This is a genomic window from Paraburkholderia phenazinium (assembly GCF_900141745.1).
Taxonomy (GTDB): domain Bacteria; phylum Pseudomonadota; class Gammaproteobacteria; order Burkholderiales; family Burkholderiaceae; genus Paraburkholderia; species Paraburkholderia phenazinium_B.
This window is the reverse complement of sequence record NZ_FSRM01000002.1, coordinates 3,028,212-3,051,801: the sequence shown is the minus strand read 5'-3', so window position 1 is coordinate 3,051,801 and position 23,590 is coordinate 3,028,212. Positions and strand designations below refer to the sequence as shown.

17 protein-coding genes and 2 pseudogenes are annotated in these 23,590 nt (G+C 58.0%); 11 read left to right on the top strand and 8 right to left on the bottom strand.

Annotation, left to right across the window (positions count from 1 at the left end; translation table 11 throughout):
- Nucleotides 1-109: 109 nt before the first annotated feature.
- Together BUS06_RS33435 and BUS06_RS33430 are read left to right on the top strand one after the other, a co-directional pair.
- Nucleotides 110-784, top strand: a complete 675-nt coding sequence (locus BUS06_RS33435) for a response regulator transcription factor (RefSeq protein WP_074268546.1) — start codon at nucleotides 110-112, stop codon at nucleotides 782-784.
- A 307-nt stretch (nucleotides 785-1,091) separates the two neighbouring features.
- Nucleotides 1,092-1,463, top strand: a complete 372-nt coding sequence (locus tag BUS06_RS33430) for a response regulator transcription factor (protein ID WP_074268545.1) — start codon at nucleotides 1,092-1,094, stop codon at nucleotides 1,461-1,463.
- 19 nt (nucleotides 1,464-1,482) lie between these two features.
- Here the strand turns inward: BUS06_RS33430 and BUS06_RS33425 are convergent, their stop codons facing one another.
- Genes BUS06_RS33425 through BUS06_RS33410 form a run of 4 tightly spaced genes read right to left on the bottom strand, consistent with a single transcriptional unit; the run spans nucleotide 1,483 to nucleotide 7,960 of the window.
- Nucleotides 1,483-2,964 carry an efflux transporter outer membrane subunit gene (locus BUS06_RS33425; RefSeq protein ID WP_083611717.1) on the bottom strand — a complete coding sequence of 494 codons (1,482 nt, stop codon included), beginning with the start codon at nucleotides 2,962-2,964 and terminating at the stop codon, nucleotides 1,483-1,485.
- A complete protein-coding gene (locus tag BUS06_RS33420) occupies nucleotides 2,961-4,241 on the bottom strand; it encodes an efflux RND transporter periplasmic adaptor subunit (RefSeq protein ID WP_217272843.1) in 1,281 nt (426 codons plus the stop codon). The genes BUS06_RS33425 and BUS06_RS33420 overlap by 4 nt, the downstream gene beginning before the upstream one ends.
- Nucleotides 4,238-7,399 (bottom strand): efflux RND transporter permease subunit, encoded by a 3,162-nt coding sequence (locus tag BUS06_RS33415; RefSeq protein WP_074268544.1) that lies wholly within the window; start codon nucleotides 7,397-7,399, stop codon nucleotides 4,238-4,240. Before BUS06_RS33415 ends, BUS06_RS33420 begins: the two co-directional genes overlap by 4 nt.
- A gap of 60 nt (nucleotides 7,400-7,459) precedes the next feature.
- A complete protein-coding gene (locus BUS06_RS33410) occupies nucleotides 7,460-7,960 on the bottom strand; it encodes a winged helix-turn-helix domain-containing protein (RefSeq protein WP_074268543.1) in 501 nt (166 codons plus the stop codon).
- A 605-nt stretch (nucleotides 7,961-8,565) separates the two neighbouring features.
- Between BUS06_RS33410 and BUS06_RS33400 the strand changes: the two genes are divergently transcribed.
- The 6 genes and pseudogenes from BUS06_RS33400 to BUS06_RS37995 all read left to right on the top strand — a co-directional run bounded on the left by BUS06_RS33400 (nucleotide 8,566) and on the right by BUS06_RS37995 (nucleotide 15,408).
- Nucleotides 8,566-9,495 carry a LysR family transcriptional regulator gene (locus tag BUS06_RS33400; protein ID WP_074268541.1) on the top strand — a complete coding sequence of 310 codons (930 nt, stop codon included), beginning with the start codon at nucleotides 8,566-8,568 and terminating at the stop codon, nucleotides 9,493-9,495.
- Nucleotides 9,496-9,704: 209 nt separating this feature from the next.
- A pseudogene (locus BUS06_RS33395) lies at nucleotides 9,705-10,907 on the top strand (thioredoxin family protein); the annotation flags it as partial.
- Nucleotides 10,908-11,013: 106 nt separating this feature from the next.
- Nucleotides 11,014-12,735, top strand: coding sequence for a ubiquinone-dependent pyruvate dehydrogenase (gene poxB, locus BUS06_RS33390; protein ID WP_074268539.1), 1,722 nt, complete (start codon nucleotides 11,014-11,016; stop codon nucleotides 12,733-12,735).
- A gap of 90 nt (nucleotides 12,736-12,825) precedes the next feature.
- On the top strand, nucleotides 12,826-14,262 hold the full coding sequence (locus BUS06_RS33385; protein ID WP_074269465.1) for a cytochrome ubiquinol oxidase subunit I: 1,437 nt from the start codon (nucleotides 12,826-12,828) through the stop codon (nucleotides 14,260-14,262).
- Nucleotides 14,259-15,257 carry a cytochrome d ubiquinol oxidase subunit II gene (gene cydB / locus BUS06_RS33380; protein ID WP_074268538.1) on the top strand — a complete coding sequence of 333 codons (999 nt, stop codon included), beginning with the start codon at nucleotides 14,259-14,261 and terminating at the stop codon, nucleotides 15,255-15,257. The genes BUS06_RS33385 and cydB overlap by 4 nt, the downstream gene beginning before the upstream one ends.
- 10 nt (nucleotides 15,258-15,267) lie before the next feature.
- Nucleotides 15,268-15,408, top strand: coding sequence for a hypothetical protein (locus BUS06_RS37995; RefSeq protein ID WP_167379454.1), 141 nt, complete (start codon nucleotides 15,268-15,270; stop codon nucleotides 15,406-15,408).
- A 30-nt stretch (nucleotides 15,409-15,438) separates the two neighbouring features.
- On the opposite strand, the pseudogene BUS06_RS33375 reads toward BUS06_RS37995, so the two are convergent.
- The 3 genes and pseudogenes from BUS06_RS33375 to BUS06_RS33365 form a co-directional block, all read right to left on the bottom strand.
- Nucleotides 15,439-16,173: pseudogene (locus BUS06_RS33375) on the bottom strand (cytochrome c biogenesis CcdA family protein); the annotation flags it as partial.
- Between the two features lie 175 nt (nucleotides 16,174-16,348).
- Nucleotides 16,349-16,633 carry a DUF4148 domain-containing protein gene (locus tag BUS06_RS33370; protein WP_074268537.1) on the bottom strand — a complete coding sequence of 95 codons (285 nt, stop codon included), beginning with the start codon at nucleotides 16,631-16,633 and terminating at the stop codon, nucleotides 16,349-16,351.
- Between the two features lie 271 nt (nucleotides 16,634-16,904).
- A complete protein-coding gene (locus tag BUS06_RS33365) occupies nucleotides 16,905-18,305 on the bottom strand; it encodes an amidase family protein (protein WP_074268536.1) in 1,401 nt (466 codons plus the stop codon).
- 290 nt (nucleotides 18,306-18,595) lie between these two features.
- On the opposite strand from BUS06_RS33365, the gene BUS06_RS38740 reads away from it, so the two are divergent.
- Both BUS06_RS38740 and BUS06_RS33355 read left to right on the top strand, forming a co-directional pair.
- Nucleotides 18,596-19,708, top strand: a complete 1,113-nt coding sequence (locus tag BUS06_RS38740) for an NAD(P)H-flavin reductase (protein ID WP_074268535.1) — start codon at nucleotides 18,596-18,598, stop codon at nucleotides 19,706-19,708.
- Between the two features lie 59 nt (nucleotides 19,709-19,767).
- Nucleotides 19,768-20,463, top strand: coding sequence for a M24 family metallopeptidase (locus BUS06_RS33355; RefSeq protein WP_074268534.1), 696 nt, complete (start codon nucleotides 19,768-19,770; stop codon nucleotides 20,461-20,463).
- Between the two features lie 71 nt (nucleotides 20,464-20,534).
- On the opposite strand, the gene BUS06_RS33350 is transcribed toward BUS06_RS33355, so the two are convergent.
- Nucleotides 20,535-22,028, bottom strand: coding sequence for a MocR-like pyridoxine biosynthesis transcription factor PdxR (locus BUS06_RS33350; protein ID WP_074268533.1), 1,494 nt, complete (start codon nucleotides 22,026-22,028; stop codon nucleotides 20,535-20,537).
- Nucleotides 22,029-22,163: 135 nt separating this feature from the next.
- On the opposite strand from BUS06_RS33350, the gene BUS06_RS33345 reads away from it, so the two are divergent.
- Nucleotides 22,164-23,588 carry an APC family permease gene (locus BUS06_RS33345; RefSeq protein WP_074269464.1) on the top strand — a complete coding sequence of 475 codons (1,425 nt, stop codon included), beginning with the start codon at nucleotides 22,164-22,166 and terminating at the stop codon, nucleotides 23,586-23,588.
- Nucleotides 23,589-23,590 lie beyond the last annotated feature (2 nt).

The window sequence follows — 23,590 nt, the reverse complement described above, 5'->3', positions numbered from 1 at the left end:
CGCCATAATTGCGGGTATCGACGCCGGTGACTAATGGCTCCACGCGTCAAGGGTCGCGATTGTGAGGCCGACGTTGTCGCACAGCATTAACTGATCAAAGGGGTACGAGATGATTTCGGGAGCGCTTTCGACGCCGCTTCAAGGCAGCAATGCGAACATGTCTCCGGTGGTTTACATTTTGGATGACGATGAGTCTATGCGGAACGCGCTCGGTGCGCTTTTACGCTCCGTCGATTTACGTGCAGAGACATTTGCGTCGCCGAAGGAATTTCTAGCCTTTCCAAAATATGCTGGCCCGAGCTGTCTGATTCTCGATGTCAGGCTCCGCGGCGAGAGTGGCCTCACATTTCATCAGGAAATCGCAAAGAGCGGCTTGCAAATTCCTGTGCTATTCATTACAGGACATGGCGATATCGAAATGTCTGTCAGGGCGATGAAAGCAGGTGCGCGCGATTTTTTCCCGAAGCCATTTCGCGATCAGGACATGTTGGACGCTGTCGCCGAAGCGTTGAAATATGATGTCGAACGCATCTCAGCAGAACAATCTCTTGCTGCTGTGCGCAGCGCGTATGAATCCCTGACGCCCCGTGAACGGGATGTACTAGGTTATGTGTTAGCTGGCCTGATGAACAAGCAAATCGCCTCGGAAATGGAATTAAGCGAGATAACAGTAAAAATTCATCGTGGACAAATGATGAAGAAAATGGAGTCGCGCTCAGTAGCCGAACTGGTTAGAAAAGCCGAAGCTATCCACATCGCGCCAAGCCATCCTAAAGCCCATTAAGGCTGTTACCTCGGCGTAGGGTTCCTACGTCGCTGCCTGCTGGGGTAGCAGCCAACCGCAATGCACGTTCGCTCCGGCGCACTTGCCTCCTTGCCGAATATACCGAAGTATGAGTGATGCAAACTATGGTTTGGTCGCGGCACCCACTCGTAGCATGGCGTGGTGGAATTCTTCGGGATATTGTTGGTTAAACATTGCGCGCTTCCAACCAGCTTTACGCGCACAGTAACAAGTACGGGGAGCCACCTTCTGTTTTTCATTCCGCCCTGTATTCGCACAACTTCACACGAAGAGCGAGGTCCGTGGCGTGCGTATCGCTCAGATTATTTCCATCGTGGACGACGATGAAGCCGTCTGCGTAGCAACCTCCGCCCTGGTGCGCTCGCTAGGTTGGCAAGCAAACATATTCCCGTCGGCGCAGGCCTTTTTGCAGTCTGGAAAAATTGTCGACACTGCGTGCCTTATCTCCGATGTGAGAATGCCAAACATGTCTGGCGTCGAGATGCACCAAGATTTGGTGCGACTCGGCCATACTATACCCACCATTTTTGTCACCGCCTTTCCGACTGAGACTCTTCGCGCCACAGTCATTAACAATGGCGCGTTAGCGCTTCTCGAGAAGCCGGTCGATGCGGCCGTCCTCGAACACTATCTTAGTGCGGCCCTTGGTAAGCCGTAGTGCTTGAGTCTTCGCAAAGCTAGTCGTCTTCGTGCAGGTGTAGCGGACTAAACGGTATGGTTTGATCTCCGCTGGGTAGATCCGAGGAAGTCCACCCACCGCCCAATGCGCCTACCAGTGCAACCGCCGTTTGCAAGCGCCGGGTTTCCACCTGGACTTCGGCTATCTGCGCGGTCAATGTGGCTATCTGCGCGACTGTCACGTTCAGGTAGTTGTCGAGGCCGCCTGTATAGAGGTTCAGTGCGATGTCTTGTACCTTCGCCGCGGCCTGTAATGCCTGCCTCTGTTGTTCGGCCTCAGTGCTTAGCTTGTCGGTCAGAACCAGTTGGTCTTCCACCTGCCGGAAAGCATCAAGTACAACCGAGCGGTAGTGATCCGCGGTCTGGACATATATCGATCTGCTTTGCTGCAATTCAGCTCTGCGCAGTCCGCCCTCAAAGATCGGTAGCATTGCGGACGCGCCGACTGCCCAGAGGCTGTTGGGTAGCGATGCCAGTGCAAAGCCGGTATCTTCAAAACCCACCGAAGCGCTAAGACGAATGTTGGGATAGAACGCGGCGCGGGCCACGCCAATGGCGGCGTTGGCCGCTGCCATGGCACGCTCGGCCTGGGCTACATCGGGCCTCCGTTGAAGCAGGTCGGACGGTACCCCCACGGGTACCGTCGGGACCGCGGCCGACGCGTTCGTCAAAGCCGGCAGCGTGAAGGTCGACGGATTCACCCCCGCCAGCACAGCAACGGCATGCACCAGCACAGCGCGCTGCGCCTGGACGTCGGTGTCCGCAGCCTGAGCCGAAGCGAGCTGGTTCTGGGCACGTGCAACATCGAGGCCAGAAGAAATCTTGCCGGCGAGACGGAGCTGCACGATTCCCACTGCGTTCTGATAAAGCCGGATCGTTTGAACATAGACAGCGTGCTCGGTATCGAGACCGTGGATTGCCATGTAGTCATTTGCCAATTCCAGTTCGAGACTTAAGCGTGCGGATGCAACGTCTGCCGCCACGCCTTCTGCGTTCGCCTTCGCCTGTTTGACGCTGTTGTGGATCTGGTCCCAGAAGTCGGGTTCCCAGACTGCCGCCGCGCCATATCCATTCGAAGCCTGCTGCTCGGCGTTGCTACCGCTGTGGAACAACGCGTGAGCGGACTCCCTGTTACCAGACACGAAGGCTTGGGTAGTCAATTGTGGGAAGAGCCCCGAACGGGCTTCCGCTACAACATCGCGTGCCTGCGTATAAGATTGTTCGGCGGCCTGTAAATCAGGGTTCGACGCATCGAGCTGCGTCTCAAGCTGATCCAGTTGCGTGTCGCCGAACATCTGCCACCAGGGGCCGTGCGAGAGCTGATCCTGCGGGCTCGCAGTGACGAATGGACTCGTGCCCTGGTATCGTTCCGGTAGGAGTGTCTGCGGGGGTGTATAGACCGGCGCGAGATCGCAGCCGCCAAGCAGCGTTAGCGCTGCCCAGCAGGTGATCCGGAAAGAAGATCGAGCGCGCCCCATCATTGATCCCCGTTGTCGGTTGCGGCCTGAACCTTTGCGTGCTGCGTATCACTCATGGTGGCAGCGTCTGCCCCGGGGGGGCGGAACTTTGCATCAGGCGCAATGCCCGGCACACCAGCGGCGATGCGCACCTGTTCCCCTTCTAGCGTGCCAGCAGATGGATTGAGAATCAGCCGGTCTGAACGTTTCAGACCGCCTACGATCTCGACCGTCTGACCTAGATTGCGGCCAAGTTTGACACCTTGCAGATGTACTTTATTGCTGGCGTCGAGCAGTGCGACCTGCATCCCTTGCGCGCGAAACAGCAACGCCTGCTCGGGGACGATCAGCACACCATGATCGGATGGTGCGACGAAATGCACGTCTGCGTAGGTGCCCGGCCAAATCAGGTGATCTGGGTTAGGGATGAGCAATTCTGTCACCACAGTGCGCGTCTGCGGATTGAATGCGTTCGCTGTCGTGTCGAAAGATGCCTTGAACACCCGATCAGGATACTGCGGCAACGTAAGCGTGGCTGTGAGGCCGGGTTCGAGCATTCCGGAGTAATCCTGTGGCACGGAAACAAAGACTCGCATCTCGTGAATGTCCGCCACGCTGAACAATTCGTCATCCGAACCGCGTGCGCCGACGTCGCCACCGGCTCCGTTGACGTAGTTGCCCACGTCGGTATTCCGAGACGTGACTACACCGTCGAAAGGAGCAACGATCTTCTTGAAAGCCTCCAGTACCTTGAAGCGCGCGACCTTGTGCTCGGCTGCGTGGACTTGCGCCATCTGCACGGCAGCATCAGCGACCTTCACGTCTACTTCCTGTTGCGAAACCGCCTGGGTGCCGGCGAGCGAGCTCCAACGAGCCGCGGTGACCTTCGCGAGCTGGTAGTTCGTTTGCGCGACCTCGAGGTCTGCGAGGGCGCTTTCGTATTGCTCGTCCACAGCAGGTGCGTCGACGGTTGCAAGCAGTTCGCCGGCCTTCGCCGGAGCCCCGTAATCCTTGAACCACTTGGTCACATAGCCCGAGACTTGCGCATAGATCGGCGCATAAGACCACGCCTTGATCGTGCCAGGTAGCGTAATTGAGCGCGTTGCGGGCCCAGGCGCTGGTGAGATGATCTGTACTTGAGGGATCGATTCCTCAGAGGCGACATTCCGCAGGTCCGCCACATTGCTATAGCGTCGGGTGATGCCGAGGATGATGAATCCGGCTGCCAGCAGGGCAGCCAATGCTGCCAGCAGCCAGGCCGGCATACGGCGCGAGAGTGAAACTTCCTGATTCGCGTTCATGCGTGCGACTCCATGTTAGTGCTTCTGTCACGGTGCAAGAGTGCAAAAACACACGGCACAAACAGTAGCGTGGCGAAGGTCGCGCACAGCAGACCACCGATGACGGCGCGTCCTAGCGGTGCGTTCTGGGTATTGCTGAAGGACATTGGCAGCATGCCGATGATCATTGCGAGCGCGGTCATCAAAACCGGCCTGATCCGTGCAAATCCTGCCTCGATCGCCGCCTCTACAGCATTGCCGTGGGCGGCGAGACGCTCACGGGCGAACGAGACCACCAGAATCGAATTCGCAGTCGCAGTCCCCATGCACATGATGGCTCCGGTCAGCGCCGGCACGGATAGGGTGGTGTTGGTCAGAAAGAGACTCCAGACAATTCCGGCCAGCGCGGCGGGCAACGCGGTGATGATGATGAACGGGTCCAGCCATGACTGAAAGTTCACGACGATGACGAGATAGACGAGCAGGATCGACAGCGCCAGCCCGGCGAGCAATTGGGCATACGCGCTGCGCATGGTCTGGCCTTGACCGAGCAGGCGTACGCTGGCGCCGCGCGGGATTTCGTGCTTCATACCCGCGACGACGTGATCCACTGCATCCTGTACCGCACCGAGGTCGCGTTGCTGATTGCTGACGAAAATGTCGATCACCGGCAGGATGCTGTAGTGCGACGCAAGCAAGGGCGTACCGGTCTGGCTGATGCGGCTCAGTGCACCTAGAAGCTGCGGGCCATTACCACTTGTGCCATCGTTCGTCCCATCGATAGGAATGGTCTCGAGATCGTTAACCGAGCTCAACTCATCCTGTGGAGTTTGAAGGTTCACGAGGTGCGACACACCAGCTGAGGTATCGAGCCAGTAGGTCGGTGCGGTCTGGCCGCTACCGGACAGCGTAGCGAGCGCGTTGTTGGCAATGTCAGCCTCAGTCAGATTAATACCGGAAGCGAACGACCTCGACGCGGCGATCTTCAAGGTAGGCTGGTTGAGCGTTTGCTGGATATTGACGTCGGCGCTACCAGGAATGCGACGCAGATTTGCGGCCAAGGCTTGCGCATAGGCGAAATTGGCGTCTTGTGAGCTACCGGCTATCTGTACGTCAATTGGTGCTGGGAGTCCAAAGTTGAGAATCTTTGCCGTGATGTCGCCCGGCAGGAACGTGAAGGCCGTTCCTGGGAACAGTCTGGGAAGTTCGCGCCGCAGCTTGAAACGGTAGTCGTCGACGGGTGAGCGGTTGCTCTTCAGACTGATTGTGATATCGCAGTCTTGCGGGCCGATCGTGCCGGTCGAGTTATACGCCTCGTTAATGCCGCTTACGGGGAGGCCGCAATTGTCCAGAACGTTGGTGACCTCGCCAGGCAGGATTTTGCGGATCGATGCGTTGACGAGGACCGCAATCTCGGATGCGTCTTCAAGACGCGTACCGACCGGCGCCCTCATATGCATATCGATCTCTCCGGACTTGATACCCGGGAAGAAGTCACGTCCGAGAAAGCCAAGCAGGGCAAGTGACGCGAACGCTCCGATGGAGAATAGCGTCACAAAGCGCCGTCGCTGCATGACGACGCGCGTCAGCGTGCTGCGATACGCCACGCGAAACTGCGTGAAGCGATGCTCGAAACCGCGCTGAAAGCGCGTGAATATGCCCGAATGCTCCACCGGTCCCCGCTTGCGCTGCTCAACCTGGCCGCGTAACAGGTAGGCCGCCATGGTCGGCACCAATGTGCGCGAGAGAATGAATGACGCGATCATCGCGAAAATGATGGCTTCGGCGAGTGGCACGAACAAATAACCCGCGACGCCGCCGAGTTGGAATAGAGGCAGCCATACGATACAAATGCACAACGTGGCAACAAAAGTCGGAACAACGATCTGGTTCGCGGCGGTGATGATGCCCGGCTCAAGCTCAGCACCGGCTTCTAGGTGAGCGTCGATGTTTTCGATCATCACGGTTGCGTCGTCGACGAGAATGCCGACTGCAAGCGCAAGTCCACCAAGGGTCATGATATTGATAGTCTGTCCGCACCACGAGAGCGCCAGCACGGAGCAGAGGATGGCCAGCGGAATCGACGTAGCAACGATGAGGGTCGCACGCCAACTCCCGAGAAAAAGCAATACCGTGAGGCCGGTCAGGATGGCAGCGGTGATCATCTCCTGGACCACTTCTTTCACCGAGTCGCGCACGAAGCCAGATGCGTCGTTCAAAGTAGTGATCTGCACACCTGGTGGCAGGGTGCGGATGATGCCTGGCAGCACTTTCTTGATCCCGCTTACGACTTGCAGCGTCGAGGCATTGCCGCTCTTGAGGATCTGGATAAGCACCGCTTGCTTGCCTTTCACCAGAACCGCATTAGTCTGCGGTGGTGAGCCGCTGTGGACATAGGCCACATCGCGCAGATACACCGTCACGCCGTTGACGGTCTTGACCGGCAGGTTGTTGAATGTCGCCACTTCCACCGGACTGGCGTTCGTTTCGACCAGAAAATCCAGCGCACCAATTTTCTGGTCGCCGGCGGGAAGCACGACATTCTGTGACTTCAACGCATTGCCGACGTCTACGGCGGAAAGTCCGTGAGCCATCAGCTTGGTTTGGTCAAGATCGATTTCTACGTTGAGGGCCGCGCCACCGTATGGCGCAGGAATGGCGGCGCCTGGCACGGCAACCAGTTGCGGGCGGATCAGGTTCGACGCCAGGTCGTATACTTGGGCGGCGGTCAATCCTTGCGCTGACACTTGCAGATCGAGAACCGGAACGTCGGAAGCGCTATACGATAAGACTTGTGGTGGGGTAATGCCGTCAGGCAACTGCTTTAACACCGTTTGTGATATCGAAGTAATCTGCGCCTGTGCGGCGGCTATGTCGGTTCCGGGCTGGAAAAAAATCTTGACGATACCGCGCCCGTAGAGCGATTGACTTTCAATGTGTTCGATATTGTCGACCGTCGCAGTCAGGGCGCGTTCGTAGTAGTAGATAACGCGGCCCGACATGTCCTGTGGCGACAGGCCGTTGTAGGTCCACACCACGGCGACAACCGGAATCTTGATGTCGGGAAAAATGTCTGTTGGGGTCTTGCGTACGGCCGTTGCGCCGAACAACAGGATCAGGATGCCCATTACGACAAAAGTCAGTGGGCGGCGCAGTGCGATCAGGACAATGGCGTTCATGACTTTTGTAGGAGTTCTGCGAAACAGCGGAAAGGGACAAAGGCTGTGACTGCGTGGCGCTCACTTGAGCATGTAACCAGCACCTCGGAAAGTATGAATATGCGGCCCCGTATCCTGCGCGGCCAGCTTCCTTCTCAACTTTCCGACGTGGACGTCGATGCGGTTCGTGTGCGGATCGAAGTGGCAATTCCACACGTCTTCGAAAATCATCGTGCGCGTCACGATCTGATCGGCGCGGCGCATCAGACATTCGAGCACTTTCAACTCGGTGGGTCTCAGATCCAGGGTATGGCCGTTATGCGTTGCCTTCCTCTTTAAGAGGTCGAGTTCGAGCGCCCCAATGCGCAAGGCGGTTTCAATCGCAGCATCGGAGTGTTTAGTGCGCGGTATCTGATTGCCGAGATCATTTGATTCTCGAATGCGCTCTTCCACCATCGACATTACGTCTGCATCCAGCACAAGCGAATCAACGCCGACGCTGCGAATGGCGGATAGCACTGCATGCCCGATAGCCGCAGCAGAAATCTGATCTAGCGCGATAAACGCCTGGAGGTTAGACATGCTATCAACCGGTGTTGAGGCGCGTGTGCTCCGCACTTCCGTATTGAGACCACGTTGATTTAGCAGAGCGTCATCATCGACGGAAGGTATCGTAAGCATGATTTATACGTCCAATGAGGGCAATTTCCTTACGCCGAGTAACGTGATGGCTGATGGAATGGATTGCGTTTTTACGGATGTGGCTAAAGGCAGCGTCGGCCATGCTTCAAGATAACTGCTCTGATTTCGTGAGGCCAGCATACAAACCGATGCCGGTGATTGCACGTGTATATCGGCGTTTCATACTCGGGTATGGCTTTGAAACCGATAAGTTATTTGTCAGGATTCAGGTCCAGGCCCAGCGGCAACAGCCACGCGAAATCGATCCAGCGTACTGCTTGGCTCGGACATACGTATGTATGAACTCCGCACGCGTGAGCAGGGGCGATCGCACCGATTCGTATGATTTTGTTTTTGTGTATCTGCACGTATCTTGATTTCATGTCAGCACGTCTTGTGCTGTTCCGAATGGCCGTGTGCAACCAATCGACTTGCTCGAATCCGGGTATTTCTTCACATCGCCTGACCGATGTTGCGTCGGTCGCACTTTATAGATGAGTCAGAGTATGAACAAGCTGGAAGCTATCCGTGTCTTCATGCGTGTTGCTGAACTCAGTAGCTTTTCTCTTGCTGGTAAGCAATTGAACAAGTCACCGGCCGCAATCACGCGCAACGTCGCGATGCTGGAGGCGCAACTCAATATGCGTCTGATGAACCGCTCGACGCGCAGTCTGTCACTTACCGAGGCGGGCAAGGTTTACCTCGATGGGTGCCGCGCCGTCACCCGGGCTCTCGATGAGGTCGAGTCGGGCCTGGTTCGTACCGCACACGACCACTGCGGTGTACTTCGTATTGCTTCGCCGGCAGTGTTTGCTACGACTGGTCTTGCGTCGTTGCTGGCGTCATATCGCACAATTGCCCCTCGAGTAGATTTCGAGGTAACGACGTCCGATGGGCCGATCGACGTGATCGAAGGGGGCTTCGACGTGTGCTTTTCCACAGACCGCTATCCAATCAGTTCTTCACTCGTCTGCCGCCCGCTGATAACAATCAAGGAGATCCTAGTCGCTGCCCCGGCATATCTGGCGCGGCGGGGGGAGCCTACCAGTCCGTTCAGCCTTCAGCAGCATGATCTGCTAACGGAGCGCGACGGAGCCCGCTCGTGGGAGTTCGCTGACGGGACTGGAGTACAGAAAATCACGGTGAGCAGCATCCTCAGTGCTACCAGTAGTGCTGCGGTTCGTTCTGCGGCTTTGGCCAACATGGGTATCGCGTTGCTGCCCATTCCGCTTGTCGCAGATGACATCGCAAAGGCAAGGTTGGTGCCGCTACTCGATCGCTACCAGATAAACGGCGGTCCGCAACACATCGCGCTCGTCTACTACGAACGCAGATGTCTTACCGCGAAGGTGAGCAGCTTTATCGACTTCGTGCTCGACCGATTCAGCAAGCCGCCTATCCAGGAGTCGGCAGCCACTTTGCGTGTGGTGGCATAGCCCTCAGCGGCATGCACCGCATACAGCTCTCGCGTAGGCGAGGCGCCCTTTTTGATTTGTAACCCTCGGAAACGACGATGCTGCTCACTGTCATTGCCTACTTCGGTGGCGCGCTCGCTATTCTCAGCCTGTGCATCTTGCCGGTGCTGCCCTTCCTGTTTTCGCGAAACAGACAACGGTTCGCTGCAAGGATGTTGCCAATACTCATCGGAGCGGCGTCGACAGTCGCGATCGTAGCGACGCTGACAATCGTTGGTGGCCGCGAGCAGAGGCCCCCAGATCGCTTGTCCCCTGAAAAGGATTCGATTGGCCTAGCTCCCTCAATTGGGTCTGGTCGTCGGCTTGGCGGCGGGATAACCGAGCTGGCTCATTGGAACCTGTCGGGTGGAGTGATGAAGGTATCGGACCACAGTACGGGCGCATACAAAGCACTGTTGCCTGTGGAGGGAGCGTTGCCTCCGCTGGGCGGCTCCGTCCAGTGGTTGAATTCGCCGCCTCTGACGGATCAGAACCTGCGTGGCAAGGTGGTTGTGATCAACATATGGACGTACTCGTGCATCAACTGCCTGCGCTCGCTTCCGTATGTAAAAGCTTGGGCAGACAAATATAAAAGTCAGGGACTGGTGGTTATCGGGGTGCATGCGCCTGAGTTCGCGTTCGAGCGCAATATTGACAATGTCAAGAGGGCGACGCATGAACTTGGCGTCGATTACCCGGTGGCTATCGACAACAATTATGCGATCTGGCGTGGTCTCGACAACGAGTATTGGCCCGCACAGTATTTTATTGATGCTCGCGGACAGATTCGGCACCACAATTTTGGCGAAGGCAACTACGCCAAATCAGAGAAGGTGATTCAGATTCTGTTGGCGGAAGCGGGGAGTTCTGATGCGACGAAGAAAGTTTCAAGTGCCGCGAACGCTGTTACGCCGGGGATAGAACTGCCTGCGGACGTCGCTGACCTGCAGTCGCCTGAGACATACATCGGTTACGCACAGGCGGATAATTTTGCATCACCAGGCGGCGAGGCGCAGGACGAGATTCACACCTATGTTGCGCCCACCCAGCCCACTGTCAATGACTGGGGTCTTGCGGGCAAATGGGACGTTGAAAAGGACCGCGCAACGCTTGCCGCAGCGTCGGGAAGCATCGTCTACCGCTTTCATGCGCGGGATCTCCACCTGGTACTGGGTCCGGGCAAGGACGGCAAACCCGTCCGCTTTCGAGTCAGTATCGATGGCGGTGCACCCGGTGATGCACACGGCACCGACGTCGCCGATGACGGCAGCGGCACCGTAACGGAGCATCGGTTGTATCAACTGGTCCGACAGAAGCACGACGTTGGCGATCACACCTTTTCTATTCAGTTTCTCGACCCCGGCGTCGAAGCGTACGCCATCACATTTGGTTGAACACGAGAGCATCAACCCGCCATAAGAGGGCGGTTTTTGAGATCGAGAAAGCCGCTCCCCGAATTTGAAGCGGCTTGCGATTTTCCAATTTTTTCAGGAGTAAACCATGGGCAAACAGACTATCGCCGATTATCTGGCAAAAACCCTTGCCGCCGCTGGCGTAGAACGAATCTGGGGCGTAACAGGTGACAGTCTGAACGGACTCGCCTTTAGCCTTGAAGAGCTCGGTTCGATTCGCTGGATGCACACGCGTCACGAGGAAAGTGCCGCGTTTGCCGCGGGAGCAGACGCAGCATCGACCGGACGGCTAGCCGTCTGCGCGGGCAGCTGCGGTCCGGGCAATCTTCATTTGATCAACGGATTGTTCGACTGCCATCGCAATCATCAGCCCGTGCTTGCAATTGCCGCACACATTCCGTCGTCGGAAATCGGTTTAGGCTATTTTCAGGAGACGCATCCTCAGGAGTTGTTCCGGGAATGCAGCCATTTCGCCGAGCTCGTGACGAATCCGGAACAGTTCCCACGAGTGCTCGAACGAGCAATGCGCACGGCCATTGAGGAGCACGGCGTCGCTGTCATCGTTTTGCCCGGAGACGTCGCACTGAAAGAGTGTCCGCACCCGGTCGGCCTGTGGAGCGAAATATCCCCAGCGGCGATTATTCCCGCGACTGCCGATATTGACCGTCTGGCGGATCTACTCAATTCATCGAAAGATGTCACGTTACTGTGCGGTAGTGGTACGGCGGGCGCGCATGACGAAGTGGTTGCGCTGGCGCAAGCGCTTAAGGCACCGGTGGTCCATGCCCTGCGCGGCAAGCAGTTCGTCGAATGGGACAATCCGTACGACGTTGGCATGACTGGCCTGATTGGCTTTAGCTCTGGATATCATGCGATGGAGTCGTGTGACACGCTAGTGATGCTGGGTACGGATTTCCCGTACCGCGCGTTCTATCCGGGCAACGCGAAGATCGTGCAGATCGACTGGAAGGGCTCGAAGCTCGGCCATCGGGCACCGCTTACGCTCGGGCTCGTGGGGACGGTCAAGGATACGATCAGAGCGGTCCTGCCGCTTTTACAGCACAAGGATGAGCGGCGCTTTCTGGACAATGCGATCGCGCACTACACCACGGCGAGAATGGATCTCGAGGATCTTGCGGTTGCGTCTGAACCTGATAGACCCATTCATCCGCAGTATCTGACACGGCTAATCGACGAAGCGGCCGCCGACGATGCGATCTTTACCGCGGATGTCGGAACGCCCACGCTCTGGGCGGCGCGGTACCTGAGCATGAATGGCAGGCGTCAGCTGCATGGTTCATTCAATCACGGGTCCATGGCGAACGCCATGCCACAAGCGCTTGGCGCGCAGGGAGCCAACCCGGGGCGGCAAGTTGTCTCTTTGTCCGGGGACGGCGGTCTGTCAATGCTGCTCGGGGATCTGTTGACGGCACGGCAACTCGATCTTCCTATCAAAGTCGTGGTGTTCAACAACAGTCTGCTGGGATTCGTTTCCATGGAGTTGAAGGCCGGCGGCTATCTCGACACCAACGTAGATCTGAGCAAGACGGATTTCGCCGCCATTGCGAAAGCGGCCGGGATTTTCAGCATTAGGGTCGAAGAGTCCGAAGACATTGCTGCAGCCTTGAAAGCCGCCTTCGAACACCCCGGCCCGGCGCTCGTCGACGTGGTGACTTCAAAACACGAACTCGCTATGCCGCCGAAGATCGAGTTCGAACAAGCAAAGGGTTTCAGCCTGTATATGTTGCGCGCCATCCTTAACGGACGAGGGGACGAAATCGTCGAGCTTGCGAGAACCAACCTTCGCTAAGGTGTATTGAAAGCGTGATGGGATGGCCTGCAGCGCAAGAAATCGCACCGCAGGCCACCAGAGTTGGCGAGCTTCACCAAGGGGACCGACATGAATCCGAACGCACTCGATCTTTCGCGAATACAGTTTGCTTTCACTATATCGTTCCACATAATTTTTCCGGCCTTGAGCATCGGCCTGGCGAGCTTTTTAGCCGTACTTGAAGCAGTGTGGCTGCGGACGGGTAAACGTCACTACAAAGAGCTCTGCGTTTACTGGTCTAAGATTTTCGCGATCGGATTCGGCATGGGCGTCGTGTCCGGTGTGGTGATGGCGTACGAGTTTGGAACGAACTGGTCGGGGTTCGCAAAGTTCGCAGGTCCCGTCACGGGCCCTCTTCTGACGTACGAAGTCATGACCGCATTTTTCCTTGAAGCGGGCTTTCTCGGAATCATGCTGTTTGGTTGGGAAAAAGTAGGGCCGCGTGCACATTTCGGCGCCACGCTGATGGTCGCGATCGGCACTTTAATCTCGACGTTCTGGATCCTTGCGTCAAATAGCTGGATGCAGACGCCCCAAGGTATCAAGATCGAGAACGGCCATGTCGTTCCGCTCGACTGGTTCAAGATTATCTTTAACCCTTCCTTTCCGTTCAGGCTTGCACACATGACTCTCGCAGCGTTCATTGTCGCGGCCCTCGTCGTTGCGGCTACAGGTGCGTGGCATTTACTGAAGGGCCGGAGGGATCCAGCGGTCAAGACGATGTTTTCGATGGCGCTCTGGCTATTGCTGGTCCTTACGCCGGTTCAGGCGATTGTTGGTGACCAGCACGGCCTGAATACGCGCAAATATCAGCCGGCCAAGATCGCAGCCATTGAGGGGCTTTGGGAAACCGAAAAAGGCGGAACCGCGCTGAACCTGATTGGCTTTCCCGACATGAACTCGGAGGTGACCCGTCACGCCGTGCAGGTTCCGCATCTAGGTAGCCTGATCCTGACGCATAGCTGGACCGGTGAAATTCGCGGTCTCAAGGAATTTCCCCCGGGAGACCGTCCTGACTCGTCGATCATCTTCTGGACCTTCCGCGTTATGGCAGGCCTTGGCATGTTGATGATTCTGATGGCGCTCATCGGGGTAATGCTGCGGCGACGGGGGCGAATTTTCGAAAGCAGGACGTATCAGCGCTTCGTTCTTTTTATGGGCCCCACGGGGTTTATCTCGCTACTGGCAGGATGGATCACCACTGAGGTGGGGCGACAGCCCTGGGTTGTCTATGGGGTGCTACGAACCGCGCAAGCGGTTTCGCCGGTCACGTCGCAGAGTGTTGGGATCTCTCTCATGGTTCTCGTCATTGCCTACTGTGTTGTGTTCGGAACCGGCATCTACTACGTCGTGCGTTTCCTGCGGGAAGGGCCGGTTGTGCCTGATGAAGTGGGAAAGCCTATTGGACGCCCGACCCTGGAGATAGGCCGCACTGGGCGCAGGCCGCTAGCCGTAGCTGAGCTGCGCAGTGCTGCTCAACATAGCCTCGAAAGGAGTGGGAAATGAACGTGACATTTGCGTGGGCTGCGGTCATTGCGCTGGGTCTTTTCATGTACGTGATGCTCGATGGATTCGATCTGGGGGTGGGGCTGATTTTCCCGTTCTTTCCTGACGAGAGCGAGCGCGACCTGATGATGCATGCGATCGCACCCGTTTGGGACGGCAACGAGACCTGGCTGGTGCTGGGAGGCGCGGCGTTGTTTGCAGCTTTCCCGCTGGTGTATTCGGTCGCGCTGTCCGCGCTCTATCTCCCGATCATCACAATGCTGGTTTGCCTTATTTTTCGCGGCGTTTCCTTCGAACTCCGCGGCAAGGCGGATCGCACAAAGAACCTATGGAACCTTGCTTTTATTGGTGGCTCCGCAGGCGCATCGTTCTTTCAGGGAGTGATTCTCGGTGCTTACTTGAAAGGCATTCCGATTGCCAACAACGCTTTCGCCGGCGATGCGTTCTTCTGGCTTGAGCCTTTTAGTCTACTCTCGGGCTTGGGGCTGATGGCGACCTACGCCTTATTGGGCGCATGCTGGCTCGTCATCAAGACCGAAGGTGAGTTGCAACGCCGGCTCCATCTTCTCATCACGCCGCTGACGGCTTTACTGCTGCTCTTCATGATCGCTGTGTCCGTATGGACGCCGCTCTCCGATCCACGGATTGCAGAACGCTGGTTTGAAGCGGGCATGCTGTCACGCCTTTTGCCAGTGCCGTTGCTTGTTGCGGTCGGTGCATGGTTTATGTTCTCGGCGGCCAGAAAGCGGCTGCACGTGATGCCGTTCATCCTGGCACTCGCGCTGGTACTACTGGGCTACATAGGCTTGCTCGTCAGCGTTTGGCCTTATGCGATTCCCTATTCGCTGACCCTCGTTGACGCAGCTGCGCCAAGGGCTAGCCAGACTTTCGCTCTCGCTGGCGCTCTCGTGGTTCTGCCGGTAATCCTCGTGTACACAACGGCAGGGTACTGGGTGTTCAGAGGGAAGTTGGTACCCGGCACCAAATATGACTAGGAGCGGTGCGATGCACACTGGAATCGCGCAGACGTGCGACATTAAAGTTCGACGCATGCTGTGGCTCGTGGGGCTGTGGAGTCTCGGAGTCAGTGGCGCGCTTTTGCTCGCGCTGCCGTTCGAGATCCTGATTCATCTGGCGATGCGCTAAGGGCTATCGTTTGACGAAACGCGGATCCAGCGGCGTCACGCCTGGTGACAACCGGTCGATCAGTTTCTGTTCGATTCCACTTCTAGAGACGGTCGACACTCGTGCGAGGATGCCGGTGTCGAGACCGAACGCGATCGCTGCCACGCCGCACAAGATCGCCGCGCCGATCCCACGGCGAATCCATTCTCCCGCGCCGAGCGAACGCTTCATTGCAGCAAACACGCGGCCACCGATCAGCAACGCCGCTCCAAGTGAGGTGGCCGCGCCGGCCGCATACGCGACGAGTAGAAGCGTCGTGCCGACACTGGCGCCGCGCAGCGCCGCACCTGTCAGTACCAGGCCGAGAATAGGCCCGGCACATGGGGCCCACAACAGACCCGTGGCGATACCCAACAGCAACGCCGACCCTACGCGAGCGCCTTGTCCGTCCCTTTGGGCGAAGTTCGACAGGCGATTGCCGGCGCTTACCAGAGGGCGCATCAGATGATCGGCGAAGCGAGGAAACAGCAGAATCAGTCCGAAGACGGCGAGCAGAGTCGTAGCGAGCCATCGCCCATACTCGTTGGCCTGAGTCACCCATCCGCCGCCGACGGCCGCAAGCGTTGCTACGAGGGCGAAAGTGAGCGCCATACCGGCAAGCAGCGGCAGACCACTGCGCACGAATGGTTGATCGGCGCGCGCAAAGACGAACGGTAGCACTGGCAGGATGCACGGACTGAGAATAGTCAGGGCGCCACCAAGGTAGGCGAGAACGATGAGGAGCATGGCTTTTCCAGGCATGGATGAGAAATGCGGTCCGCCCGTATGGCTGTCGAATCGTGTGCGTGACGAGGCGGACCAAGCCATTGTTCGGCGCGATTGCATCGTCGATGTCGTCATTCGAATCTTGGGGCGGTCATGTGAGTGCCGTTAGGCACGGCGGGGGATGGTCGTAGTCGTTTCAGTGACCAGGATCTGCATGGGCTCCCGATGCCGAGATGCTGCCGACAGCACCGCCAACGCTGTTGGTCTTGCCATTTTTTGCCGCCACACGCGTCTCGGCCGCCTGGATGTCGGCGGGATAATTCGGATCCACCCCTTCGGCGGGGCGGTAACCAGCCTGTTCAAGCTGGATTAGCTCGACAAGGATCTGCGCGCGGGTCAAAGGCTCCTCTGCCTGTGCGAAGCAAGCGATCGGCGTGGCGATAGCGATAGCTAGAACGACGGCTTGAATGAGTAACTTCATGGCGACTACCTCCGGAGTTTGTCTTGGCTAACAGGGGCGTTGCCAGATGCGAGAGGCCCGGAAACGCAGTCCGACGGCGTTTGCAGAGTCGGCCTCCTTTCCATGCGTCCGGCGTAGATGCATTAAAGGCCGCCGAGTTATCTAGGTTGTGTCGGGAAGGCTGGTCAAGTGCATGCGTATGTGTCCCGTTCATCTATGGATACATTGCGATACGAATCTCGACCGAGGCGGCGGGCCGGCTCGGGACGGGCACGATGCCTTTTCAGCTTGCCTATACGACAGGATCGATTGGAGACGGCGGCGTGCCGCGAGCTTCGATCGCTTTGCCTGCAAGTAGACACAGATCTTCCCGATAGTGACCGGCGACGATCTGTACGCCTACAGGTACCGAACCAACGAGGCCTGTGGAGACAACGAGGCCCGGTAACCCCATAGCAGGCAGAGCTCTCATCGTTAGTTGCGCTTCCCACACGCGCTCGAAAGCTTCGTTGCCGCGCATGTCGAGGTTGTCTGGGAACGGCAGCTCCGCCGATACAGGCAGCAATAGCACTGGATATGTGGTCAGGAATTGACGCCATTGGCGTGTCAAGGTGGTGCGTCGTACCAGCTCACGACTTATCACATCGGCGGGCAGCGTTGCGACCTTGGCGCGCGAGGCTTCGACCACCGCATGCGCGCCGGGATCGCCGTCGCGCGCAACGGCGTCGACCAATCCTGCGAACCCGTCGCCAAGCCACAGCCGTTCCTGCACCTGAGCCGCCTCGCGGATTGACGGCGTATCCTCGATTTCTTCCACCGTCCAACCGGCGTCTGCAAGCCTGCGTCCTGCGTCCAGCAGTGCTGCTTCGACCTCCTTGCTAATCTGTAGTCCGCCTGGGCGAAGACAGATAGCTGCATGGCGCGGCATGGCAGTACCTGCGATGGGCACCGGCACCCACCAGGGATCGCGAAGATCGCGAGCCGACATCGCGAGGAGCCCAGCTTGAAGATCGTTGATCGTGCGGGCGATCGGGCCGGTCGCGGACATCAATTGGGCACCGATTGCGCGCTCCGGCGAGGATGCGTTGAAGGCCGGGACACGTCCGAACGTAGGGCGTATTCCGTGGATTCCGCAGGCATAGGCCGGATAGCGGATCGAGCCTCCGATGTCGGTGCCGAGTGCCAGATGACCAATGCCGGCGGCGACGGCGGCTGCCGCACCGCCCGAAGAGCCACCTGGCGTCAACGACGGATCGCGCGGATTGCGCGTGGCGCCGTGAACGAGATTGCTGGTAAACCAGCGCAAGGCGAAGGTCGGTGCATTGCTGCGGCCGAGCAGCACCGCCCCGGCTCGCTGGAGATTATCGACCGCTGGACTGTTGGCCTGCGCCACCAGATCCTCCTGTAGTCGTGTGCCGTTGGTCGTAGCGAACCCTGCCTGATCTGTGTTGATCTTCACAGTGACCGGAACACCAGCCAACGGACCAGGGTCCTCGCCGCGGGCCAATAATCTGTCGACCTGGTCGGCCTGTTCGCGCACCCAGTCGGGCCGGTGCGCGACGACCGCATTGATCTGCGGGTTGACCGCGTTAAGCCTTTGAAGTGCGGCCTCAGCTGCTTCCCTCGCAGAGACTTTGCGAGTGCGAATGAGATGAGCAAGTTCAGTTGCGGACAAACGCCATAGATCCGACACGATGCCTCCTGGAGAGGGTTAATTTTGGGGGGGCGCCCCTGCTTGACCTTGGGGCGTACAGTCTGTCTCAATGTATGCGGCAACTTATGAGCATTCCGTAGACCCTAATCTATCGTTGGTAATAGCGAAGCACCATCGTATCTAGGGATAACGGCTCTCTTACCATCGAGTGACTCGCTCATACAGATGGTTGGTTTCCGTGGACCAGTCTGTTTTGAAAAACTGGAGGTGCCGGTAGGTCCGTGCTTTATCTAGGCTAGCGTTATGGATTTACTCGTCATAGGCTGAATATGATTCGCACGGCTGTTACTGAAGACCTGCAATTGCGAGTTCCGCGCGCGCGTCGGCCTCATAACGCAGATGAGTTCGCGTTGATACAAGGCACAGTCGTGCAAATCGAACGTTGCGTACCCGGCGTCACGATACTCAGAATCCGCGTGGAAGAAGGGTGCACGTTTGCTTATACGTCTGGTCAGTATATTGAGGTGAAGGCCTCTGATGGGCGATACAGGTGTTTCTCACTGGCGACGTCGTGTCTCCATGAAGGATGCATCGAACTTCACGTCCGACGCGTTGTTGATGGCCTCTTCAGTGACCACACCTTGAGGCGGATCGAATGCGGTGACGTACTGTCCTGGAGAGGTCCATTCGGCGACTTCGGACTACACAGCGATACGGTTTCCAAATCTGCGCTCTTTCTTTGCACGGGTACGGGTTTCGCACCTGTGCGTGCGATCGTGGAGGAAGCGTTCTCCAAGGGATGGACGCGGCCCATGTCGCTTTACTGGGGAGGTCGGACAGAAGACGACCTGTATATGTGCGACCTGGTCCACTCGTGGACTCGCATCCACGATAACTTCCGGTTCATCCCCGTATTCTCGCGTGTTGGCGCCGATGCGGATACGCCGCGCGGCACTCGCGTTCATGAGGCCGTCCTCCACGACTTTGCCTCGCTCGCCGACGTCGACGTCTACGCGTGCGGCGCGCCTGCGATGGTTGCGACAGCGCATGAGGCCTTGAGCTCAAAACGTGGGCTACGTGCTGAGGCATTCTTCGCCGACCCGTTTGGGGCAACGGTCCCCGCTTGCGGCACGGCAAGCGACAACATGGATGTGGTTCAGATCAAGGTCAATGGCATTGTTTATGCTGTGCCTTTGAACGAGTCGCTGCTTGGCGCGTTGCGCCGTCTGGGTGTTGCGGTCCCCAGCGTATGCGGGGGCCGAGGGGCGTGCGGGACGTGCTTGGTCGAGATTGATGCGGCGTCGTGCGCGAGATTGCCGCCACCTGGCCGTGACGAGCGAGAATTGCTCGAGTGCCTACCCGAAGCGACGGGCCATTCGCGTCTTGCTTGCCAGATACGGGTCGATGCCTCAACGAGCGGTCTTGCCCTCTCTATTCCCTGAAGTCAGACGTTGTTCGGCTTCAACTTCAACCGCAAGACAAAAGTACGGAGCATTTCCTCATGAGTACACTCGCCCTGACCGATCTTGAGCGCGTCGGCACCGCATTTGCTGCGGATACCATGCTCTCGGTTCGTGACAAGACCCGCGCCGCTATCCACGCCATCGCCGCGCAATGCCGCCCTGGAATGGTCGAGGAGGATGCTGTCGAGATGGCGAAAGACGTTCTCAAGGCCGCCGGCATGCGACGTGGATGGCACGATGTGTACGTGCGCTTCGGCTCGAATACCACGAAGACCTTTGGGGCACCGTCCGATCCCGGTATTGTGCTTGGTGAGGAGGACATCTTTCTGATAGACATCGGTCCCGTTTGGGAAAAATGGGAAGGCGACGGCGGTGATACGTTTATCACGGGTGCGGATGCCGAAATGACTCGCTGTGCGCGTGACGCAAAAGCGCTTTTCCACGAAGTGCGCGCGAAATGGCGTGATGACAAGTTTACGGGTCAGACGCTCTACGAATTCGCCGAGCGCCGCGCGACCGAACTCGGGTGGAAACTAAATCTCGATTTATCTGGCCATCGTATCTCGGACTTTCCACATGCGGTGGTGTACGAGGGGCCCCTCGCCGAAGTGCCTTTTCATCCTGCGCCGCTGCTATGGGTTTTGGAGATTCATATCCGTCACCCGGAGAAAGCCTACGGAGCCTTTTTCGAGGATATGTTGCTTGGGGACGAGTTCTTTGAGTCGGAAAGCTGACGTTTCGCTGGTTGACGAAAGGCGTTGAATCACGTCCTACCTGCGCTGGGCAACCTACCAGCGCAGCCTCCCTATGCGTCCCCTAGGCCGAGGCGTTGCCAGCTCGACGCAAGCCTTGAGACCGCTTCCGTGAGTTCGCGTTCGTTCAGGCTTGCGAAGCCGAGTCTAAGACCCGAAGTCGGTTCGCCGGACATCGAATAGGTCGCCCCAGGCAGGATTTTCACGCCATGACGGGCGGCGCTTAAGACAAGCTCGCCAACGTCTACGTTCTCCGCGAATCGTACCCAGAAAGCAAGCCCTCCATCGGGCAGCTCGAAGTCGATGGCTGAGCCGAAGTGGCGCTTTAGCAGATCGGCGAACAACATTCGTCTGTCATCATAGATGCGCAGCACCTTACGCGCATGACGCCGGATCTCGCCAGCTTCCATCATTTCGGCCACCGCTAGCTCTGTTGCCGGATCGCCCTGTCGGTCAATTAGCAGAATCTCTTCCGCAACCCGGTCGACGAACCGTTTGGCGCCGACAATGTAACCGCTCCGCAAGCTTGGCGTAAGCAGTTTGGAGAGCGAGCCGATATACGCGACCTTGCCCCATTGATCGGCGCTAGCGAGCGGCAGCATCGGACGGTGCGAGAAATGAAAGTCGTGGTCATAGTCATCCTCGATTATTGCAAAGCCAAACTGGTCGGCGAGCGCGAGTAGCCGCAAGCGCCGTTCAGGCGGCAACAGGACCGTGGTCGGAAACTGATGGTGCGGCGTCAGGTAGACACACCGCACACGCTTGTTCCGGCAAAGCTTCTCAAGATCGTCAAGGCGCATACCCTTCTCGTCGACGCGTGCCGTCACTACCTCGACGCCGTTTGCGAGAAACGCTTCTCTTGCAGGGGGATAGCTCAGCGACTCCAGCACAGCTGTGTCGCCAGCCTGTGTGAGCACTCGCGCAGCGATGAAGATGGCCATCTGGCTCCCGCGGGTCAGGCAGATGGTGTCAGCGGTTGTGTTGAGACCGCGGTCCGCATTGAGCATCGCTGAGATCGACCGCCGCAGCGCCCGCGCGCCGCGGGGATCACCGTACCCTAGCAGGTTGTCGCGACTTAGCGAAAGCAGGCTGCGGCGATACGCACGTGCCATTTCATTGACAGGCACGAGGCGGGTGTCGGGCGCGCCATCGTCGAACATCAGTACTCCCGGCTCCGGCAGCAATATGTCGACACGGGTCTTTTGTCCGGGAAGGCGGAAATCGGGCTCCTGAGGCATCGGCGCCGTTTCGACAGGCCGAAAGGCGAAGGCCGCCGGCTGGGCAGTCGGCAGACGCGGCGACACGAACGTCCCCCGTGCGCGCTCCGGGGTCAGCCAACCTTGTGCGGTGAGCTCGTCATAGGCAAGGATCACCGTTTTGCGGTTGACACCTAATTGCTCGGCGAGGTCCCTCGTACCGGGCAACGCGCCTCCCGGCTGAAGCCTGCCGCGGCGAATTTCTTCGATGATGGCGAGGGCAATCTGCAGGTAAGGAGGCATCTTTTGGTCCTTGTCCACCTTGATGCCCATCTCCGACGGTCTCAGCATGCTGGTCCACCCTGCTTTAATTTTCTGGAGGATTCACCTGGTCCAAGGCGATCGTACCATCGGCTTACTGATTACGGAGCCCGAATCTTGTTCGCGGCAAACGAGTTCGTCGTCATCGACCTAAAGGTGCAATCCATGGAAACGAATCCCCTACGAGCGAATTGTTTGAGCTTTTCGGAGTTGCTGGGTCAAGCCGTTGCACTGATTTCCCCGACCATGACCGCCGCGCTGATCATTCCCGTGATGTTCTCCAATACGGGCAATATGAGTTGGTTGGCGTATGCGCTGGGTACCGTAATGCTGCTGTTCGTTGCCTTCAATCTCAACCAGTTTGCACGCCGCTCGGCAGGGGTCGGGTCGATGTATGCCTATACCTGCAGAGGACTTGGGCTCACCGCAGGTGGGGTCGCAGGTTGGTCGCTCGTTTGGGCCTATCTGGGAATCGCCATGGCGGGCATGACGGGGTTCGCCGTGTTCGCGGGCAAGCTGACCCAGATGGCGGGGCACAGCGTCTCTCCGCTGGTTTTCTTTGTCGTCTGCGCCGTCACTGCGTGGTATTGCGCGTGGAGAAACGTGCAGCTCTCTGCGGTACTGATGCTAATTCTTGAGGGCGCCTCGATGCTATTAATCCTGGGGCTTTGCTTCATCGTGCTTCAGTCGCGTCATTTCGCCATCGACACAAAACAACTTGGCCTGAGCGATACGCCGCTCTCAAGTATGGGGCTCGGCGTGGTGGTCGCGATTTTCAGCTTGGTTGGCTTCGAGTGTGCGACTGCGTTCGGTACGGAAGCGAAAGATCCGCTGAAGTCGATTCCACGTGCGGTGATCTGGAGCCTGATCGTGTCCGGCGTATTCTTCGTCTTCGTCACCTATGTGATGGTTGATGGCTTCACCGGCTACGCAATCACGCTCGATAAGATCGATGCGCCGCTGAACATTTTGGCCGAACTTGCGCACGTCAAGTTTCTGCAGGTGCCGCTATCGCTCGGTGCAATGTTCACGTTCTTTTCGCTGACCCTTTCGTGCATCAATGCAGGGGCGCGGGTGATCTTTGCAATGGGACGGCATGGCCTTTTTCATGAGGCAACAGCAGACGCCCATTCGACGAACGAAACCCCGCACGTCGCGGTTTCGCTGATGGCGATCATCGCTTTTCTCGTTCCGGCGATACTTTTCGCGGCCCACAATGCCCCTCTCGATATATTCAACTGGGTCGGCACGTTGGCCGCGTTTGGCTTCCTCGTGCCGTACTTCTTGATCACGATCGCAGCACCCGTGTACCTCTCCCGGCTCGGACAACTGCGCCGGCGCGACGTTGGCTACTGTGTTGCGGCGCTGTTGCTACTCATGATCCCCGCCATCGGCAGCGTCTATCCGCTGCCGCCCGCGCCGGTTGTCTACTTCCCCTATATCTTTTTCGCTTACCTGGCAGCAGGCGCCGGGTGGATTGTTTCCCTCCATCGTCGAGAGCCGGCAGCGCGCACGCGCATCCGGGAGGAACTCGCGTCGACGCACGAGCAATATCAACTCGCAGCAACGCAAGCTGTCAACGAGGTTTAAGC

Excerpts from the sequence above, each read along its gene's own strand:
- BUS06_RS33435 (WP_074268546.1), top strand. The coding sequence starts at position 110 with ATGATTTCGGGAGCGCTTTCGACGCCGCTTCAAGGCAGCAATGCGAAC.
- BUS06_RS33425 (WP_083611717.1), bottom strand. The coding sequence starts at position 2,964 with ATGATGGGGCGCGCTCGATCTTCTTTCCGGATCACCTGCTGGGCAGCG.
- BUS06_RS33420 (WP_217272843.1), bottom strand. The coding sequence starts at position 4,241 with ATGAACGCGAATCAGGAAGTTTCACTCTCGCGCCGTATGCCGGCCTGG.
- BUS06_RS33415 (WP_074268544.1), bottom strand. The coding sequence starts at position 7,399 with ATGAACGCCATTGTCCTGATCGCACTGCGCCGCCCACTGACTTTTGTC.
- BUS06_RS33410 (WP_074268543.1), bottom strand. The coding sequence starts at position 7,960 with ATGTCTAACCTCCAGGCGTTTATCGCGCTAGATCAGATTTCTGCTGCG.
- BUS06_RS33400 (WP_074268541.1), top strand. The coding sequence starts at position 8,566 with ATGAACAAGCTGGAAGCTATCCGTGTCTTCATGCGTGTTGCTGAACTC.
- poxB (WP_074268539.1), top strand. The coding sequence starts at position 11,014 with ATGGGCAAACAGACTATCGCCGATTATCTGGCAAAAACCCTTGCCGCC.
- BUS06_RS33385 (WP_074269465.1), top strand. The coding sequence starts at position 12,826 with ATGAATCCGAACGCACTCGATCTTTCGCGAATACAGTTTGCTTTCACT.
- cydB (WP_074268538.1), top strand. The coding sequence starts at position 14,259 with ATGAACGTGACATTTGCGTGGGCTGCGGTCATTGCGCTGGGTCTTTTC.
- BUS06_RS37995 (WP_167379454.1), top strand. The coding sequence starts at position 15,268 with ATGCACACTGGAATCGCGCAGACGTGCGACATTAAAGTTCGACGCATG.
- BUS06_RS33370 (WP_074268537.1), bottom strand. The coding sequence starts at position 16,633 with ATGAAGTTACTCATTCAAGCCGTCGTTCTAGCTATCGCTATCGCCACG.
- BUS06_RS38740 (WP_074268535.1), top strand. The coding sequence starts at position 18,596 with ATGATTCGCACGGCTGTTACTGAAGACCTGCAATTGCGAGTTCCGCGC.
- BUS06_RS33355 (WP_074268534.1), top strand. The coding sequence starts at position 19,768 with ATGAGTACACTCGCCCTGACCGATCTTGAGCGCGTCGGCACCGCATTT.
- BUS06_RS33350 (WP_074268533.1), bottom strand. The coding sequence starts at position 22,028 with ATGCTGAGACCGTCGGAGATGGGCATCAAGGTGGACAAGGACCAAAAG.
- BUS06_RS33345 (WP_074269464.1), top strand. The coding sequence starts at position 22,164 with ATGGAAACGAATCCCCTACGAGCGAATTGTTTGAGCTTTTCGGAGTTG.